The organism is Acrocarpospora pleiomorpha, assembly GCF_009687885.1.
Classification (GTDB): Bacteria; Actinomycetota; Actinomycetes; order Streptosporangiales; family Streptosporangiaceae; genus Acrocarpospora; species Acrocarpospora pleiomorpha.
In genome coordinates this window covers 1-16,411 of record NZ_BLAF01000100.1, presented here as the reverse complement: position 1 = coordinate 16,411, position 16,411 = coordinate 1, and the positions used below count along the sequence as shown (strand labels likewise).

General features: G+C 65.3%; 16 protein-coding genes and 4 tRNA genes. 11 read left to right on the top strand and 9 right to left on the bottom strand.

Annotation, left to right across the window (positions count from 1 at the left end):
• The first annotated feature begins 187 nt into the window (after window positions 1–187).
• Complete coding sequence (locus Aple_RS48400) at window positions 188–1,369, top strand: ATP-binding protein (protein WP_155351550.1); 1,182 nt, start codon at window positions 188–190, stop codon at window positions 1,367–1,369.
• Between the two features lie 105 nt (window positions 1,370–1,474).
• Here the strand turns inward: Aple_RS48400 and Aple_RS48395 are convergent, their stop codons facing one another.
• On the bottom strand, window positions 1,475–2,281 hold the full coding sequence (locus Aple_RS48395) for a MauE/DoxX family redox-associated membrane protein (protein WP_155351549.1): 807 nt from the start codon (window positions 2,279–2,281) through the stop codon (window positions 1,475–1,477).
• Between the two features lie 34 nt (window positions 2,282–2,315).
• Complete coding sequence (locus Aple_RS48390) at window positions 2,316–3,245, bottom strand: hypothetical protein (protein ID WP_155351548.1); 930 nt, start codon at window positions 3,243–3,245, stop codon at window positions 2,316–2,318.
• A gap of 264 nt (window positions 3,246–3,509) precedes the next feature.
• Between Aple_RS48390 and Aple_RS48385 the strand changes: the two genes are divergently transcribed.
• Window positions 3,510–4,010 carry a SigE family RNA polymerase sigma factor gene (locus Aple_RS48385; protein WP_155351547.1) on the top strand — a complete coding sequence of 167 codons (501 nt, stop codon included), beginning with the start codon at window positions 3,510–3,512 and terminating at the stop codon, window positions 4,008–4,010.
• On the opposite strand, the gene Aple_RS48380 is transcribed toward Aple_RS48385, so the two are convergent.
• Window positions 3,979–4,470, bottom strand: coding sequence for a MarR family winged helix-turn-helix transcriptional regulator (locus Aple_RS48380; RefSeq protein WP_155351546.1), 492 nt, complete (start codon window positions 4,468–4,470; stop codon window positions 3,979–3,981). The two genes, Aple_RS48385 and Aple_RS48380, sit on opposite strands and share 32 nt — an antisense overlap.
• A gap of 101 nt (window positions 4,471–4,571) precedes the next feature.
• On the opposite strand from Aple_RS48380, the gene Aple_RS48375 reads away from it, so the two are divergent.
• Window positions 4,572–5,135 (top strand): YceI family protein, encoded by a 564-nt coding sequence (locus tag Aple_RS48375; RefSeq protein ID WP_155351545.1) that lies wholly within the window; start codon window positions 4,572–4,574, stop codon window positions 5,133–5,135.
• A gap of 305 nt (window positions 5,136–5,440) precedes the next feature.
• Window positions 5,441–5,530 (top strand) — tRNA-Ser (locus tag Aple_RS48370).
• A gap of 245 nt (window positions 5,531–5,775) precedes the next feature.
• Here Aple_RS48370 and Aple_RS48365 read toward each other — a convergent pair.
• Window positions 5,776–6,798, bottom strand: coding sequence for a zinc-dependent alcohol dehydrogenase family protein (locus tag Aple_RS48365; protein WP_373869721.1), 1,023 nt, complete (start codon window positions 6,796–6,798; stop codon window positions 5,776–5,778).
• A gap of 289 nt (window positions 6,799–7,087) precedes the next feature.
• Here Aple_RS48365 and Aple_RS48360 point away from each other — a divergent pair.
• The 3 genes from Aple_RS48360 (at window position 7,088) to Aple_RS48350 (ending at window position 8,152) form a co-directional block, all read left to right on the top strand.
• Window positions 7,088–7,163, top strand: a tRNA-Pro gene (locus Aple_RS48360).
• Between the two features lie 12 nt (window positions 7,164–7,175).
• Window positions 7,176–7,254 (top strand) — tRNA-Tyr (locus Aple_RS48355).
• A gap of 166 nt (window positions 7,255–7,420) precedes the next feature.
• On the top strand, window positions 7,421–8,152 hold the full coding sequence (locus Aple_RS48350; protein WP_155351544.1) for a DUF7873 family protein: 732 nt from the start codon (window positions 7,421–7,423) through the stop codon (window positions 8,150–8,152).
• Between the two features lie 411 nt (window positions 8,153–8,563).
• Here Aple_RS48350 and Aple_RS48345 read toward each other — a convergent pair whose 3' ends face one another.
• Both Aple_RS48345 and Aple_RS48340 read right to left on the bottom strand, forming a co-directional pair.
• Window positions 8,564–9,181 (bottom strand): response regulator, encoded by a 618-nt coding sequence (locus Aple_RS48345; RefSeq protein WP_155351543.1) that lies wholly within the window; start codon window positions 9,179–9,181, stop codon window positions 8,564–8,566.
• Window positions 9,178–10,311 carry a sensor histidine kinase gene (locus Aple_RS48340; protein WP_155351542.1) on the bottom strand — a complete coding sequence of 378 codons (1,134 nt, stop codon included), beginning with the start codon at window positions 10,309–10,311 and terminating at the stop codon, window positions 9,178–9,180. The genes Aple_RS48345 and Aple_RS48340 overlap by 4 nt, the downstream gene beginning before the upstream one ends.
• Window positions 10,312–10,412: 101 nt before the next feature.
• On the opposite strand from Aple_RS48340, the gene Aple_RS48335 reads away from it, so the two are divergent.
• Complete coding sequence (locus Aple_RS48335; protein ID WP_155351541.1) at window positions 10,413–10,964, top strand: hypothetical protein; 552 nt, start codon at window positions 10,413–10,415, stop codon at window positions 10,962–10,964.
• Here Aple_RS48335 and Aple_RS55910 read toward each other — a convergent pair.
• A complete protein-coding gene (locus Aple_RS55910; RefSeq protein ID WP_155351540.1) occupies window positions 10,951–11,478 on the bottom strand; it encodes a sensor histidine kinase in 528 nt (175 codons plus the stop codon). The two genes, Aple_RS48335 and Aple_RS55910, sit on opposite strands and share 14 nt — an antisense overlap.
• A 489-nt stretch (window positions 11,479–11,967) precedes the next feature.
• On the opposite strand from Aple_RS55910, the gene Aple_RS48325 reads away from it, so the two are divergent.
• The 3 genes from Aple_RS48325 to Aple_RS48315 all read left to right on the top strand — a co-directional run bounded on the left by Aple_RS48325 (window position 11,968) and on the right by Aple_RS48315 (window position 13,665).
• Window positions 11,968–12,040: transfer RNA gene (locus tag Aple_RS48325), tRNA-Arg, on the top strand.
• A 237-nt stretch (window positions 12,041–12,277) separates the two neighbouring features.
• Window positions 12,278–13,060 carry a nucleotidyltransferase domain-containing protein gene (locus tag Aple_RS48320; protein ID WP_170322040.1) on the top strand — a complete coding sequence of 261 codons (783 nt, stop codon included), beginning with the start codon at window positions 12,278–12,280 and terminating at the stop codon, window positions 13,058–13,060.
• Window positions 13,057–13,665, top strand: a complete 609-nt coding sequence (locus Aple_RS48315) for a metallophosphoesterase (protein ID WP_155351539.1) — start codon at window positions 13,057–13,059, stop codon at window positions 13,663–13,665. The genes Aple_RS48320 and Aple_RS48315 overlap by 4 nt, the downstream gene beginning before the upstream one ends.
• A 19-nt stretch (window positions 13,666–13,684) precedes the next feature.
• Here Aple_RS48315 and Aple_RS48310 read toward each other — a convergent pair whose 3' ends face one another.
• Window positions 13,685–14,524 (bottom strand): tetratricopeptide repeat protein, encoded by an 840-nt coding sequence (locus Aple_RS48310; RefSeq protein ID WP_218038894.1) that lies wholly within the window; start codon window positions 14,522–14,524, stop codon window positions 13,685–13,687.
• A gap of 339 nt (window positions 14,525–14,863) precedes the next feature.
• Window positions 14,864–16,282, bottom strand: coding sequence for an IS1380 family transposase (locus tag Aple_RS48305; protein ID WP_155343135.1), 1,419 nt, complete (start codon window positions 16,280–16,282; stop codon window positions 14,864–14,866).
• Between the last annotated feature and the right edge of the window lie 129 nt (window positions 16,283–16,411).

Sequence of the window (16,411 nt, the reverse complement as noted above, 5' to 3'; positions counted from 1 at the left end):
TGGGTTCGTACCAGGCTCCCTTGGGAGGCGGTCACCCATACGCGCAGGTGAGGAGGAGCGCATGGCACTGCTCGCGGCTCCGATCCCACCCACCCGATGCCCCGGCACCCGCCGTTCCGCGACACGCCGTAGCGCTTTCTATGGAAATCTACGACGGCCGCTATATCCAGTCATAAAGTCCGACAGCGTGGACCCTGTGCGTAACCCCTACGCCCCCGGCGCCGGCCAGCGTCCCCCCGAGCTCGCCGGCCGTGATCGTGAGCTCCAGCAGTTCGAGGTCGTCCTCGAGCGGGTGGCGCGCGGCCGCCCGGAGCGAAGCATGGTCGTGACCGGGCTGCGCGGTGTCGGTAAGACCGTGCTGCTCAACACCTTCAAGTCGATGGCCATTCAGCGCCTCTGGGGCACCGGCAAGATCGAGGCACGGCCGGACCAGTCGATCCGCCGCCCGGTCGCCGCCGCCCTGCACATGGCGATCCGCGAGCTGGCCCCTCGCCATCGCGGTCCCGAGCGTATCGACGAGTTCCTTGGCGTGCTCAAGGCGTTCGCGATGCGCGACCCCGGAGCGGCCAAGGGCACATCGCACTGGTCGCCTGGCATCGACGTCCCCGCCAGCCGGGGCCGTGCCGACTCCGGCGACCTGGAGATCGATCTGACCGAGCTGTTCGTGGACGCGGCGAGCGTGGCCACCGACCTCGGCGTCGGCATCGCCCTGTTCATCGACGAGATGCAGGACGTGCCGGCCCTGGACGTCTCCGCCCTCTGCGCGGCCTGCCACGAGCTCTCCCAGACCGGTGGCCGGTTGATTGTGGTCGGCGCGGGCCTCCCGCACCTTCCCTCGGTCCTGTCGGCCAGCAAGAGCTACTCCGAGCGGCTGTTCAGGTATGCGCGAATCGACCGCCTCGACCGCGAGGCCGCCGACCTGGCGCTGATCGCCCCCGCCCAGGAGGAGGGCGTCGCGTTCACGCCGGAGGCGCTTGACGCGCTCTACGAGGCGGCCGACGGCTACCCCTACTTCGTCCAGGCGTATGGCAAGGTCGCCTGGGATCTCGCGCCACGGAGCCCGATCACCGCCGAGGACATCAAGGTGTCCGCTCCGGAGGCCGAGGAGGAACTCGCGGTCGGCTTCTTCGGCAGCCGTTACGAACGTGCCACCCCGGCGGAACGCGACTATATGCACGCGATGGCGCAACTCGGGGACGACCCCGTGCCCACCGCCGATGTGGCCGACGCGCTCGGCCGTAAGCCGTCCAGCCTTTCCCCGGCGCGCGACAGCCTGATCAAGAAGGGCCTGATCTACAGCGCCGAACGGGGGCAGATCGCCTTCACCGTCCCGCACTTCGGGAGGTTCTTACGTGCCCAGCCGCTCTGACCGCTGGGCCCATTGACCTCTCTACGGCTTTCTAGCGGGGAAGCTAGAGAGTCGTAGAGAGCCAAATCGCCGCGCCTTGATTCAGGAATCTACGGCTCTCTAGTGTCAGGCTGATACAGGGATAGATTTCTGCAGAGGCGCCTGCCGCCCGTCCGCGTCCACGATCGCGACGCGGACGGGCGGGCGACGGCCGCTCAGGTAGACCGCGAAGACGACATCCGATCCATTCACCGCGTCGAACGCGAAGAAGCGCCAGCAGAGTTCACGCCAGCTGTCGGAGGGCTCCTCCGATTTCAGCATCGGGTAATGGGCGCGCCAGGCCGTGCTCGATCGCAGCCGGGAGAAGGCGCGGTCGGCGGGGAAGGGGCGCTGCTCGCAGGGGGCCCGGTAGCGAAGCCGGGCCAAAGATTCCTCGATCTCGGGGGAAAGGATCAGGAGCAGCATGAGGCCGCCGCCCAACCAGGCCGTGAACGTCCACGTCAGATTGGGCAGGCCACTGGTGTTGTGGAGCGCGATCATGATCGCCATCGCGGTCAGCACCACCGTGCGCCCGATGGATCGCAGGCCGACCGGTCTGGCGCTGACCTCGCCGAAGCAGCCGCAGCCCACGTCGGGGCGGCGCCTTCGCAGGTCCCACAGGACATATGTGGATACGGCGAAGAACGCGACCGTCATCCAGCGTGGGACGGGGTGGTCGAAGAAGACCAGGCCGATCGCGAGGCCGAACTCGACCACGGCACAGAAGATCATCGCTGGTCGGCGGAACCGTTCTGGCATCAGCACCGCCGGGCCCAGCCTGGCCAGCGCGCCGGGCTCCGCGTCACTGCCGACGCTGGCCAGCTTGGCCACGCCGCCCAGCGCGAACATGAACACCAGGATCGGCTCCGCCGCCGCCGCGATCGTCTCGCTCACCCAACATCCTCCTTCTGCCCCGAGCCGTCGCGCGTCACGTCAACCCCACCCGCGCGTTGAAGCACCCCTTGGTCAGATCCCCGCCGAGCTCGACGTACGAGGTGGCCGAGAGTTCCACGATGCGGCCGCGCGGCGAGGTCCCGCATTCCACGCATCGATCGCAGAACCGTCCGGCCAGGCAGCCGCACGCCACGATCGGCAACGCCGCCGCCCGCCCCGCACAGACATTCCGCACATACAACATCGACCCGAGCGCCAGATAAGGCAGCCCGGCGCACGAGACGCCCGCATCCTCGCATTCGGAGTCGGACCGCTCCAACATCGCATAAGCCGCGCCTCGATCGGTGAAGTCCGACCAGACCGCGGTCCCGGAGATCTTCGACTGGACCCCGCCGTAGGCGGGGGGCGGCGGTGGGACGGATCCGGCCCGGTAGGCGGGCTGCGAGGTGGCCGGAAGCTGGGCGAGCGGAGTGCCGTCGCGGATCACGCCGATGGCGTCGAAGAGATAGCCCGGCTCCAGCTTCGGATACCGCACCCGCACCCGCCCGGAAGATCGATAAGGGATCACGATCGACCGGTGCCCGCGATGCGGGCCACAGTCAAGCTCGATGGCGAGGTCGGTCCGGCCGCTGACCGAGCGGATGATGCCCGTCATCCTGGTGATATCCGCCCAGATCCGGTCCACGACCTTGCCCGAACGCAGGGCCCTGATGATCACCCGGGACCCGACTGGAAGATCTGTCGGCGTGGTGGTCCCACCGTGCCACGCGGTCGCCCACGGCGCGATCACGAGCCGTTCCTCGTCACCGTCATCGGTCTCCACGATGATCAGGTGCGGGCTGACATCGAGGATCACGCCACTGACCGCGTCCAGCATCACGCCGTCGTCGGCCGCCAGCCGAGCCGGATCAGGATCCCGGCCGAGTACGGCTGCCGCCAGCGCGCGCCTACGTTCAACATGCATCGCCACACTCACCAGCCTCACATGATGTCTATCCTGATAGGGGCATAATTTTGGCGCTGGGTGCTGTGTGGTAGCAGAATTCCCACTCCTGGTGGAATCCGTTGACCCCGAGTCAGGGCAAACCCGACCCTAAACGGCTGTGCCGTACCCGATAAAGAGCAAAGTTGATCGTGTCAGCGGGCTTACATGATCTTTGCGGTCAACAGTGCGAAACCTTGGTTCCGGCTCAGCCGGACGGATGGCTCGGGCTGGGATTCTGATCGCATGATCGCAAGCCACGAGGAGTTCCGGGAATACGTGGTGACTCGCGGGTCGGCCCTGCTGCGTGCGGCGAACCAGCTCACGGGCAACCCCGCCGACGCCGAGGATCTGCTGCAGGCGGCGCTGGCCAAGACATATGTGGCGTGGGACCGGATTCAGGATCGTGCCGCGCTGGATGGGTACGTGCGCCGGGCGATGGTCAATATCAATATCTCGTGGTGGCGCCGACGAAAGCTGGAGGAGTACCCTTCCGACGAAATTCCTGACATTCCCGTCTATCAGGATCCCGGTCATCGGTACGACGAGTTGGAGAACGCGCTGAGCCGGCTACCGGCCAGGCAGCGGACGGCGATCGTTCTGCGGTACTACGAGGACATGACGGAACCCGAGATCGCCAAGGCGCTGGGGATCAGCGTCGGGACCGTGAAGAGCACGGTCTCCCGGGCCATGGCGAAGCTCCGCGGTGACTTGCTCATCCCTGGCCAGCGTCAACCCTTGGGTTGATCACCCCGGCGGTGGCGCAGGGGCGTACCACATCACGAATAGTCCGGAGCATGTCCAGAAATATCGTGAGTTGTTCTGGGGCCAGCAGGCCGGTGAACCAGAGTTCGATGTCCGCCAGGTGCTGGGGGAGTACCTGCTGAAGGCGGGCGTTGCCCGCCTCGGTGATCACCGCGTAGGACGCCCGCCGGTCGGTCGCGCATGCCTCGCGCACCACCAAGCCTTCGCGTTCCAGCCGATCCACGACCCGGGTGATCCCGCTCGTCGACAGTGACGTCTGGGCGGCGAGGTCACTCATTCGCAGGCTCTGCCGGGGTGACCGGGCGAGCCGGATCAGCGTCTCGAAGTCGACATCCGACAGCCCTGCCTTCGCGATTCCGGCGTTGGCCTTGTCCGCTATCCCGGTGTAAACCTCAGCGAACAGCCCCATCGCTGTCAGCCGAGGATCTTCAAAAGCGTCCATGCTCAGAAGTCTACGCGACGGTAGTTGACGTGAGGAATATTCCTCGTGTAGACATTTGTTGCTGAAAACATCCGCAAGGCAACAATCTTTGGAGATCAGCTATGAGTGTTCGTGAGTGGCAGGGCATCACCATCCCGGTCGCCGGTGAGTTCGCCCTCGATGGGGCACACACCCGGGTCGGATTCGTCGCCAAGCACATGATGGTCAGCAAGGTCCGGGGCAACTTCGGCGAGTTTAGCGGCAAGATCGTCATCGCCGAGAACCCGGCCGAATCAGCCGTGGACGTCACGATCCAGACGGCGAGCATCAACACCGGCGTCGCCGACCGGGACACCCACCTCCGCAGCGACGACTTCCTGTCCGCCGACAAGTTCCCCGAGGTGACGTTCCGCAGCACGGCCGTCCAGGACTTCAGCGGAGACGAGTTCACCCTGGTCGGCGACCTCACCGTCCGCGACGTCACCAAGCAGGTCGCGCTCAAGGCCGAGTTCGGCGGCGCCGCCACCAACCCGTGGGGCCAGGAGATCTTCGGCTTCTCCGCCGAAGCCGAAATCGACCGCGAGGTCTTCGGCCTGACCTGGAACCAGGCCCTCGAGGCCGGCGGCTTCCTCGTCGGCAAGAAGATCAAGATCGAAATCGAAGGCGAAGCGGTACGGCAGGCCTGAACCACCTGCGAAGGACAGGCGCGTGCAGCCGGGCCGGAGAGCCCGCCCACGCTGACCGCGGCCTGACTTTGAGGCGAGCTCGCGCAGCACGGTCCCGTCCGATCACGCCCGAAGCCGCTCTGACCTCAGGTGGAACGGCCCGCGTGCCATCCACACCTTGCGCACAGCCCTTATCCACAGCCTGTGGATAAGGGCTGTGCGCATCCCGAACCTCACGCCGGACTGCCCGCGCTGCGCCACACCTCAATTCACTTTGCCGCCTCGCGCGATCGCCGGTACTCTGTCCTGAGCCACATCGGCTACCGGGAGGTTTCGCCTAGTCCGGTCTATGGCGCCGCACTGCTAATGCGGTTTGGGTCTTAAGCCCATCCGGGGTTCAAATCCCCGAACCTCCGCAGTTCAATGGCCCTCTCCCAGCCCGGGAAGAGGGCCATTGTTGATCTCAATCAAGAGCAGATCCTCGATGTGAGGCCGACGCGAGGCCAAGATCGCGGCGCTGTCGCTTCCGGGGGGATGAGCGCCGTGGCCGCTTCGGAGTCGCTTCCAATCCGGGGAGAGGGCCTTCTTGGCCTCTAAACCACTCCAGTGGGCACATGGTGGGCACGCCCGGAGACGATCACGCTTTCTGGACCAAGAGGCTTCAGTTGCTGATGTGGAGGACTGCCGCGCCGTTCATGCGGTCGGCGGCCAGGTCGGTCAGCGCGTCCGTGGCTTGGGTGAAGTCGTACGGGACGGTGGTGACCTGGAGGGGGTTGTGCGCGGCGAATGCCAGGAACGCGTGGCCGTCCTCGCGGGTGTTGGCGGTGACGCTGCGCAGGACGCGCTCCTGGAAGAGGTGTCGTTCGTAGGTGAGGCTGGGGATGTCGGTGAGGTGGATGCCCGCGACCGCGAGCGTGCCGCCGCGGTCGAGCGCCTCCAGCGCCACGGGCACGAGATCACCCACGGGGGCGAAGAGGATGGCCGAATCGAGTGGTTCGGGCGGTGTGTCGTAGGCGCCCCGCGCCGACGCCGCCCCCAGGTCGAGGGCAAGCTCGCGCGCTTTCTCCGACCTTGTCAGGACATGTACGGCAGCACCTTGGGCGATGGCCACTTGAGCGGTGAGATGCGCTGACGCGCCGAAGCCGTAGATGCCAAGCCGGCCACCGGGCGGAAGGTCGGCCTGGAGCAGCGCACGATATCCGATGATTCCGGCGCACAGCAGCGGAGCCAACTTCTCCGCGGGGTGATCCTTCGGCAGCGGATAGACATAGGCCTCGGGGGCGAGAAGGTATTCGGCGTAGCCGCCGTCCGCATCCCAGCCGGTATACGTGGAATACAGGCAGAGGTTCTCCGCCCCGCGCAGGCAATACCGGCACGTGCCACAGGTCGACCGCAGCCAAGCCACCCCCACCCGAGACCCGACCGTCAGGTCCGCATTCGTCGCCCCTGCCACGATGTGCCCGACCGCCTCGTGGCCCGGAACCGTGCGCGGCCGATGTGGTTCAAGGTCGCCTTCGGCGAGGTGCAGGTCGGTACGGCACACCGCGCAGACCTCAACCTTGATCAGCACCTGGCCCGGCAGGGGTTCGGGCACCGGAATTCGCACCCGCTTCAACGGCTCAGTCGACATCGGCCCTGGTCGATCAACGACCCAAGCGTTCATCTCGTCCGGAATCCGCACCATGAGTCCGACGATATGGCGGGCAGGGCGGACCGCGCGTCAGGGCACCTCTCTCATTGGGCCAACGTTCGATCAGCGCGTCCTTGAGCCGCGCGCAAGACAGTGTGGCGGCTGGAGCGGCATCCCACAGGGGGCTCCAGGCCAGCTCCCAAGACTTCATCACGCATGGTGACGAGTCTGCCACCCGCCACCGACAGAATCCTGAGCCCCGCCGCCCGCCAGCGCAATTCCCAAAAAATCAGATGAATGCTGGAAAGCATCCTTGTTACCGTTCTTATGCCGGAACGGTAAACCGGGTGTGGGGCAGTTTGGTCAGCCCGCCTGCTTTGGGAGCAGGAGTATCGCAGGTTCAAATCCTGCCGCCTGGACGTGGTATTCCAGCAGGAGCTGAGCACTGGTGAGCTCATTCGGTTGTAACCCGGACGCATTGCTGTGGTGGTTCGAATCCATCCTCCTGCACTTGCCCGAGAGGGCCACTTTGGCCTGGAACGCGAGGCCGAGTGGTTCTGTCGGTCGCGGCTGATAGGAATTACTCTGCAGCCCAGCGCGGAGCCCGAGGGCCTCGGGTGCCCCCCCAACAGATATTGAGGTGTGACATGTCGTCTCTTACCGCTACGGTCGTGCCGTGACCAAGCTCAACCAGATCCTCGCCGTGGAGAAGGGCGTCAAATCCGACGTCCAGCGCAAGGTGGCCGACGCGCACAACCTGATCAACAAGGCTCCGTTGCTGTCCGGCATCTCCCGGACGTACCAGCCGATCGACGATGAGGGCGAGCAGCTTCCGCCGGAGTCGACGCGGGTGCAGGTGCAGGCCGAGCAGGTGCTCACGGATGTGACGGTCGCGCTGACCCGGCTCTTGGACGTGACCGCGACCAAGGACGTCGCGAACTGCTCGGCGAAGGCCGACGTGAAGATCGACGGGGTCGTGCTGGTGCCCGACGTGCCGGTGACGTATCTGCTGTTTCTGGAGAAGCAGCTCGTCGACCTGCACAATTTCATTTCGCGGCTGCCGACGCTGGATCCGTCCGAGAGCTGGGCGCGCGACGAGAACACCGATTCCTGGCGAACCGAGCCGGTGAAGACGACGCGGACCAAGAAGGTGCCGCGCAACCACGTCCTGGTCGCCGCGACGGAGAAACACCCGGCGCAGGTGCAGGTCTACAACGAGGACGTCATCGTCGGCTACTGGACCAAGGTCGGCTTCTCCGGCGCGGTTCCGCAGCGCCGGGTGAACGAGTTACTCGCCCGAGTCGTCAAACTGCAGGAAGCCGTCAAGTATGCCCGCGAGGAGGCCAACGGCACCGAGATCGTCGACCAGCGGGTCGGCGAGGCGCTGTTCGGCTACCTGCTGGGCTAGCACGTCATGGACCCCCGCTCGCGAGAGCGGGTGCGCGAGGAGCGCAAGCTGAAAATGAAGCTGAAACTGAACCACGGTGAAAAGTTCGGGTTCGATCCCCGGCTCCGGCACCCACGCCGGAGTAGCCCAATGGTAGAGGCAGCCGTTCAATCTCAGACTCTCGCTCCAGATTCAGCATTCTCCGTCGGGCGCCAGAACAATCGAATGCTGACAGAGCAGGTCGGGGTGCGGGTTCGATTCCCGCGGGGTGCTCCACATGCGCCCCTAGCTTAATAGGAAGAGCACGATCTCTTTAGACTGACCAGCATTCTTAAACGGACTGACGTCCTATATGACGGAAACTTCAGACCCCCGGGCCCAGGGCAGGTCCCGGGGGTCGCCGTCGCTATACGAGGTCGTGTTGCCGGGACACTACATTCCCGCGTAGTACGCCGCTGCCTGCGCCCGGCTCTGCAAGCCGAGTTTTGTGAGCACCCGGCTGACGTGCGTCTTCGCTGTCGGCTCGGCGATGTCCAGTTTGCGAGCTATCTCCGCGTTCGACAGCCCCCGGCCGAGGCATTCGAGGACCTCCCGTTCGCGGGCGGTGAGTCCTTCGGGTTCTGGTCGCTCTGCCGTACGCGTCTGGGCGAAAGCGCTGATGAGCCGCCGAGTGATCGACGGCGAGATGAGACCGTCGCCACGCGCGACCAGCCGCACGGCCTGGACGAGCGTGTCCGCGTCGGCGTTCTTGAGCAGAAACCCCGCAGCTCCCGCACGGAGGGCGCCGAAAACGTACTCATCCTGGTCGAACGTGGTCAGGATGATCACGTCCGTGACGCCGTTCAGTTCCGCCGTGGCCGCGATTCCGTCCAAGCGCGGCATGCGTATGTCCATGAGCACGACATCTGGCCGCATTTCGAGGGCCATGTCCACCGCGCTACGCCCATCCGCCGCCTCACCGATCACCTCAATGTCGGAAGCCCCACCCAGAATCAGCAACAGCCCCGCGCGCACGGCCGCGTGATCGTCCGCGACCAGCACTCTGATCATGGCGTCTCCTCCGGAAGGGGCAGCTCGGCGCGGACCCGCCAGCCGTTCTGGTGCGGCCCTGCCTCGAACGTGCCCCCGATGAGCGTGGCGCGTTCTCGCATCCCGACCAGCCCCGCCCCTGCCCCCGGCAGGATCGGGTGATGATCGCCGACCGGATTGTCGACGGTCAGGATGACCATGTTCGGACCATAATCGAGGGTGACGTCGGCGGGAGCCGTACCGTGCTTGAGGGCGTTCGTCAGGGATTCCTGAAGGATCCGATAGGCGGCGAGATCGACAGCGGCGGGCAGATCGCGAGCCGAACCGGTGACCGTGAGAGTGGCCCGAAGTCCCGATCGTTCGATCAGGTCCCCGGCGTCGGCGAGCCTGCGCCGGGTCGGTTCGTCCTGATCTGGCAGCTCCGCACGGAGCAGGCCGATCATGGCGCGCATCTCCGCCATCCCCTGAACACTGTTCTCCCTGATCGACTCCAAGATCGCCTGTACGGCCCGGGGTTCCAGATCCGAGCGGGAGAGCACCCCCGCCGACTGGATGGCGATCGCGCTGAAATGGTTGGCGACCAGGTCGTGGAGCTCCCTGGCCATCCGCGTGCGCTCGGCGGTGATCGCCGTTTGCCGGTCGAGCTCGGCCAACCGGGCAATCTGCTCCGCCCTCGTCCTCTCGGCCTCGGCCTGGTCACGGTGCTGGCGAACGATGACCGCCGTGATCACTGGGCCGATTCCGACCAGGGCAGCCTGGACGCCCACGATCGCGATCGCCCGCCAATCCTGGGCGACATATCCGGCGGCCGCGCCGATCACGAGCGTGACCACCGGAGTGATCCGGAGAAGCGCGCGGGACAGCGGCGCAGGGCCGTACAGAGCGGCGGCATAGATGTTGTCAGTAAATATCAGGACTGTGCCCAGGGAAGGGCCGAGGAGCATGTCACCCAATAGGGCGATGAATCCCAGCACGAGGGTGAGGATCGGCGCGCGGCGGCGCAGCGCGATGCCGACGAAGCTGATCGCGAGCGGTCCGATGAGCAGGCTCGGCGGCGTCGCTCTCGGGATGAACACACCCGCGGCGAGCAGGACAAGACCGGCGATGAAGAACACGCCGGCCATCCAGGTGTCCTGCCGGAGGGGAGCCATGCCTCTATCTCATCATCAGGCGTACATCGAAGGATGTATCCCGGTTCGTTCACGTTGACGAGGAATACGGGAGGCCGCGCACCCACGATGGAATCAAGGAGGTGTTCGGCGTGCTGGCACTGATCATCGCGTGCGAGATCGGCTTCTGGGTGTTCCTCGGCCTCGGCCTGATCGCCCGATACGGCCTGCGGTTGCCCCGCGTGAGCGCAATCGTGCTGCTGTGCGTTCCGCTGATCGATGTGGTGCTGCTGGTGGCCGGCGTGATCGACATGCGTTCCGGAGCCATGGCGACCTGGCAGCATGGGCTCGCGGCGACGTACCTCGCGTATTCCGTGGTGTTCGGCCACCGGACAATCCAGTGGGTCGATGCACATGTCGCCCACCGCTTCGCCGGCGGCCCGCCGCCCTGGAAGCCACCGTCGGGCGGCTCCGCGCGCATCCGCTACGAGTGGGGCTTCTGGCTGAGAATCGTCCTCGCGTACGGCATCGCCTGCGGGCTCCTCTTCGCCGCGATCGTGATGGTCGGGGATGAATCACGGACAGAAGCCCTGTCCGCCTTCATGCTCGGCGCCCTGAAAGTCCCCCTCATCGCCGCGATCTGGCCGATCAGCTACACCCTCTGGCCAAAGAAAGACCAGGTCACGACGGGTTAAGCTCGGTGGGTAGATACGCGTAGACACGCCAGCCCCCCGCATACGGCCCCGCCTGCACCGTCCCACCCACCGGCGTAGCCCGTTCCCGCATCCGCTTTATCCCAGAATGCCGAGTGGCCCTTCCGCCAACCGGACTGTCAACGGTAAGCGTGACCGCACTCGGCTGATACCCGATGATCACCGTGGCCGCATCCGTGCCATGCTCAAGGGCATTCGTCAAAGCCTCCTGCACAATGCGATATCCCGCCAGATCCACACTCCGCGGCAACCGCCTCGGCGCCCCCGACACATGCAGCCGCGCGGCCAGCCCCGCCTGCCGAGACCGCTCCAGCAAGATCACCGCATCCCCGAGCCCCCGCCCATCAGCCCCCAACGTCCCCTCGACCATCTCGGCCAGGACCCGCTCCGTCTCAACATCCACCCGCCGCCGCCGTACGGCCTGCACGACGAACAACACCACAAGAAGAAACGCGGCCGTAACGACGATGCCCAGGTTCATCAGCATCAGCCCCATCGGGTGAGATTGGGTGGTTATGTCCCTTTTCATTGCCCAAGCAATTGCACTCCACGCCCATCCGCTGAGATCTTTGACCCTTCTTGGCAGGGGCAACTAACCCGTCCCCCACCGAACCCGCCCCCCAAACCCCAAAACCGATAAACGATCACATCCCTCAAGGCCCACCAACACGCCAACACGCCATCCGTCTCCGAAGACTGTCCATCCGCCCCCTCCACAACTCGGACGAGTCACACATCACACTCCGAGACGCCCTTCCCACCACGGACACGCAACAGCCCCAACCCGGCCAACTGACCACCAGCCCCGGCACGCCCACGTGCCGACCCTTCCCCTGACCACGCCCCTAGCCGCCGGCTCCCAAGAAGATCGACAGCCTCGCCGCGAGGGGGGCGTGGCCCACGGGATAATTGGCTCGATCGGGCACGTCCGACTGGTACAGTTGGATCCGTTGCCGACGACAAGCAGGTCAGAGGCACCAAGCAAGCGGCCGTAGCTCAATGGATAGAGCATCTGACTACGGATCAGAAGGTTGGGGGTTCGAGTCCTCCCGGCCGCGCAGCGGAAGGCCCAGGTCAGCGACTGTCTGACCTGGGCTTTCGTGTTGTCTGGGGGGCTGGCCAGTGTCCGGCTGTGTGCGGGGATGATCTGGTAGTGGCGGTGATCGTGCCAAAGACGTGCGCACTTTTGCTAGATCAAGTGGCTAGCTGCCTTGCCGGGAGGTGGTTGCCGACGCGCGTAGGGTTTTAGTCTTCGTTGTTCCGAAAGTGCGGGCAGATCGCAGGAGTTGGGGAACGTGATCCGTGGCGACGTGATCAGTGCCCTGCTGGGGATGGGCGTTCCAGCCAGCGTTTTGGAGGACTTCCCGGAGCTACCTGCGGACGTTGAGGGGCTGTTGGTTTATGGGAGCCAGGCCCGCCGGGACGCGGTGCCCGGTTCGGACCTGGATGCGCTGGCCCTGGTGACGGCTCAGCGACCCAGCACTGACTCCGGTTACGTTCACGTCAGCTACTACACCCGAAAGCAGCTCTCGACCGGTATCGGCACTCTCTTCGGGGCCCATCTCAAGCGTGACGCCAAGATTGTTTGGGACAGACACGGCCATCTGAGCCGCGCTGTGGAGGATATGGGCGAGGTCGATACTCAGCGACTCCTAGCCCGCGCTCGGAGTCTGTCTAAGCTCTTCACCAGCCCGGAGCGAGACCTGCCGAAGTACCTCTTTGGCCTCTTGCGTCAGGCCCGGTACCTGCTACGCAGTTGCCTATACGCGCAGGCCATCGCAGATGGTTCCCCCTGTTTCTCGGTGCGGGAGTTGGCCGTCCGGCATAGGGATCCTTACTTGACTCGTCTCCTGGCCTCACGGCAGCCAGGTGAGGCGACGGCAGAGGATCTTGAGCAATGCCTGTCTCGGCTGCGTGGGATTGTCGGTGACTTCCCACCCAACGAACATGGTTCCCTTGAGGCCACGGTCGTCAACGAATGGGGACGTCCCAGCGACATCCTCTCGATGGCGTTCATGGCCCTGGGGGCTACGGGGCAGACCTCCGACTACGCCGAGGTGGAGAAAATTCTGCTGTGAGTGCCGAGATCGCGTTTGTGGGCGACATCCACGGAAATTTGAGCGCGCTGCGGGGACTATGCGACGTCCTCGCTGCACGGGGTGAACCACACGCGATTTTTCTCGGTGACTACATCAACAAAGGGTCACAGTCCGCGGAGGTGATGGAGGAACTTCTTGCGTATTCCAGCTCCGGACGCGCAACCCTCCTTCAGGGGAACCATGAGGCGGCCCTGCTCGACGCGTTGGACACCGAGGATCTGACGGCCTTTCTCAAAATGGGCGGGGCGATGACCATTCGGTCGTATGTGGGTGCGAAAGTGGGACCCGACGTCCTGGGCGACTTCCGCGCCAGATTCCCGAAGGAGCATCTAGACGGGATACGGCGTATGCCTGTGACCTACGAGTCGAACGACTTCATCGCCCAGCACACTCCTTCGTCCGCCTCGACGCGCAAGTTCCGGGTGAGTGCGCACGTTGTAGTGGGCAACCTTCCGAGGATCGGGACCAATTCGGCACAACTGGATACCGGCTGTGGATCCGATGACGGCCGCCTCACGGCTTTGCTGTGGCCCAGCCTCGACTACGTCCAGGTTGACGTCCGTGGCGCCAGCGTGACCATCTGATCTGGCCAACTTGGCTCGGTTACTCGTCCAGATGATCGAGGATCCACTGGGCTCGCTGTTCCCCCTTCTCGTCCCCCATCGCTCTGTTCACTTCGAGACAGGCGCGCGCGTAGCCTTCCGCCTCGCGTCTCATGCCGGCCGCACGGCAGCACTGTGCAAGCACGTACAGGGAGATGGCCTCCCCTCGTCTGCTCGCGATCTGCTGGTTTACAGACAAAGCCCGTTCGGCATATGGCACGCCATCTTCAGGTCGACCTTGGCGGAGGCGCACCTGCGCGACCAACACCTCAGCATTGGCATGAAGTGCCGTCGGCGGTGTGCCGCGCAGAGTCGAAACCACTTCGTCGGCGTAGGAAGCGGCGGTCTCCAAGTCCTCCATACCAACCTCGAGCCTTGCCAGATTGACGAGCGACTGGCACACGTCCGAGGCGTTTCCCGAATTGCGTCTCAAATCGAGAGACTCCTGGAAGGTGCGTCGAGCCGACACCAGGTCGCCGATGTTCTGGTGCGCAATTCCGAGCTCGTCGAGGATTCGACAGCGGACTTTCTGAGCATAGGGGTCACGCTGAATGAGGAGTGTTAAGGCATGCTCGAATCGTCCGATTGCATCGACGTTGCGTCCCTGCCGACGCAGCATTCCTGCTTGCGCAGCGAAGGCTTCCGCTGCGGGCGGTGAGTACAGGTGTGAGTCTGCACTGGTGTAGTGGTCGATGGCGCGCTGCGTCGCGGCGTGAGCCTCGTCGAGTTCGCCATGCCGGGCCAGGAAACGAGCGTAGGCCAGTTGCTCGGCCGGGCCGCCCAACGCGGCTGCATCTTGAAGGTTCGTCCGTCCCACCTCAGGCTGACCGAGGTCGACCAACTTTTCGCCGCGCAGGCGTAGGTTTGCAGCACGCAGGACGTCTTTCCCAGACGACGGCAGCAGATCGACATGCCTAGGGACCTTGGATCCGGCCAGCGCCTCCCAAGCCTCAAGACGCTCAGCCTGAATCCACCGCGTGATTTCTTGTGATCATTTTCGGCCAATCCCTCCACGAGGGCCGTTTCTGCTGGTGAAGGCTGGATTTTCGGGCGTGAAAGGACCGCCGCGCGCGGGTCGCGGCCTGTCCAGGAAGTCCTGCGGGTCGGGGGCGGCGCCGCTGGGGCGCGGGTGACCGTGCGCGGTCGTCACAAGCAGGCGGTGACCGGGGTTGGGGGCGGGTCAGGCCACACAGCGGCGAGGTGGACCGTCAAGCGCGTCGAAGACGTTGAGCCAGGCGTCCTGCCAGCGCCAATGTTCAGGCAGATGGAGGGTGAGGTGGCCGCGGCCGTGCCGGGCGATGCGGGCGGGGACGGCGATCAAGTGACGACGCAGCGTCGCCCCGCGTGCTCGGGCGTGGAACGCGCCGGCCAGGCATCCGGCCGCACGGAGCAGATTGTGGGTGAGGGCGGCCAAGGTGAGCCAGGCCGCGTTCGCGGTGAACACGCCGGAGGGCAGATGGGCCAGCGGGCCGTCGATCAGGTCAGCGTTAACCTGCTCCATCACCGCGTGGTCCCGGTGCTGGGCCTCAGCCTGGACCAGGGTGAACGGACTGTCGGTGAAGATCGCGTGGTAACGCCAGGTGGCGAACAACTCCTCCTGGCCGTTCTTGCCCCGCGGATTGAGCCGCTTGACCCGGCGCACGATCAGCCGGGCGGTCACGGCCTGGTTCTTCTTCGACGCGAACGCGGTGTAGGTGATCTCGGCGATCTCAGCATCCGACACCCAGCGCCCGGCCCGCTCATCAAAGACCGCGTTCGGATACTCGATCGTCACCCAAGCCGACTCGGGCATCGCCACGATCGCCGCTTTGATCTTCTTGTCCATCTTCGCGGTGACCGAGAAGGACACGTGGTTGTCCCGGCAGGCGGCGATCACTCTCGCGCTGTAGAACGCCGAGTCCCCGCGCAGCACCACGATGCCGCCGGCGCCAGAACCCGCCCCGGCTTCCTTGGCGGCGGCGATGCTCTCGCGGACGAACGGCTCGGCACCGCGCGCCGAGCCGGTCTTCCCGCCACGCAGCCGGGTGGCGCAGATCACCGGGACAGCCTGCGGCGTGGACACGGTGGCCAGCAGCACGTTGAGGCCGCGGACCAGCACGCTTTTGCCCTGGATCTTGGTGTGCCCGAACCCCGATCCCTGTTTCCGGTAGCCGTAGGTCCGCCGCTGCATCGAGTCGACGTCGATGAAGGCGACCGTTCCCGCATCGGGCAGCATCGGGGTGTGGGAGGCGAGCCGTGCCAGCATCCGCCGGTTCACCTTCTCCAACTGGCGGACATTGCCCCAGGTGGGTGCGCGCAGGAATGAACCAAGCGTGGACGGGGCCCGCACGCCGTCAAACAACTTGCGCATCCCGCCGTGCCGCAGCGCGTCCAAGTCCTCGATGCTGTCGGCGCCGCAGGCCATCCCCGCGATGACCGAGGCGAGCTTGGCGGGCGCGTTGGCCCCGGCCGGACCGGCGATCTGCACGTACTCGCCGACCAGGGCGTCCAAGCCGCACCGCTGGGCCAGGCGCATCACCGGTTCCAGCCCGGCGTACGCGATCATGTGCTCATCGTCGAAGATGGCGTGGGTCTTGGCAGCGGCATGAGAAAATCGCACGTACGAGGTGTCCTTTCCGGCGGGCTGGTTGAAGCGTAGAGAACTCCAATCATCCCAGCTCAGAGGGCACCTCGCTCACATTCAGGGCATTCCCATTAAATTGCGACCTGTGGATCCAGGCTCAGTCAG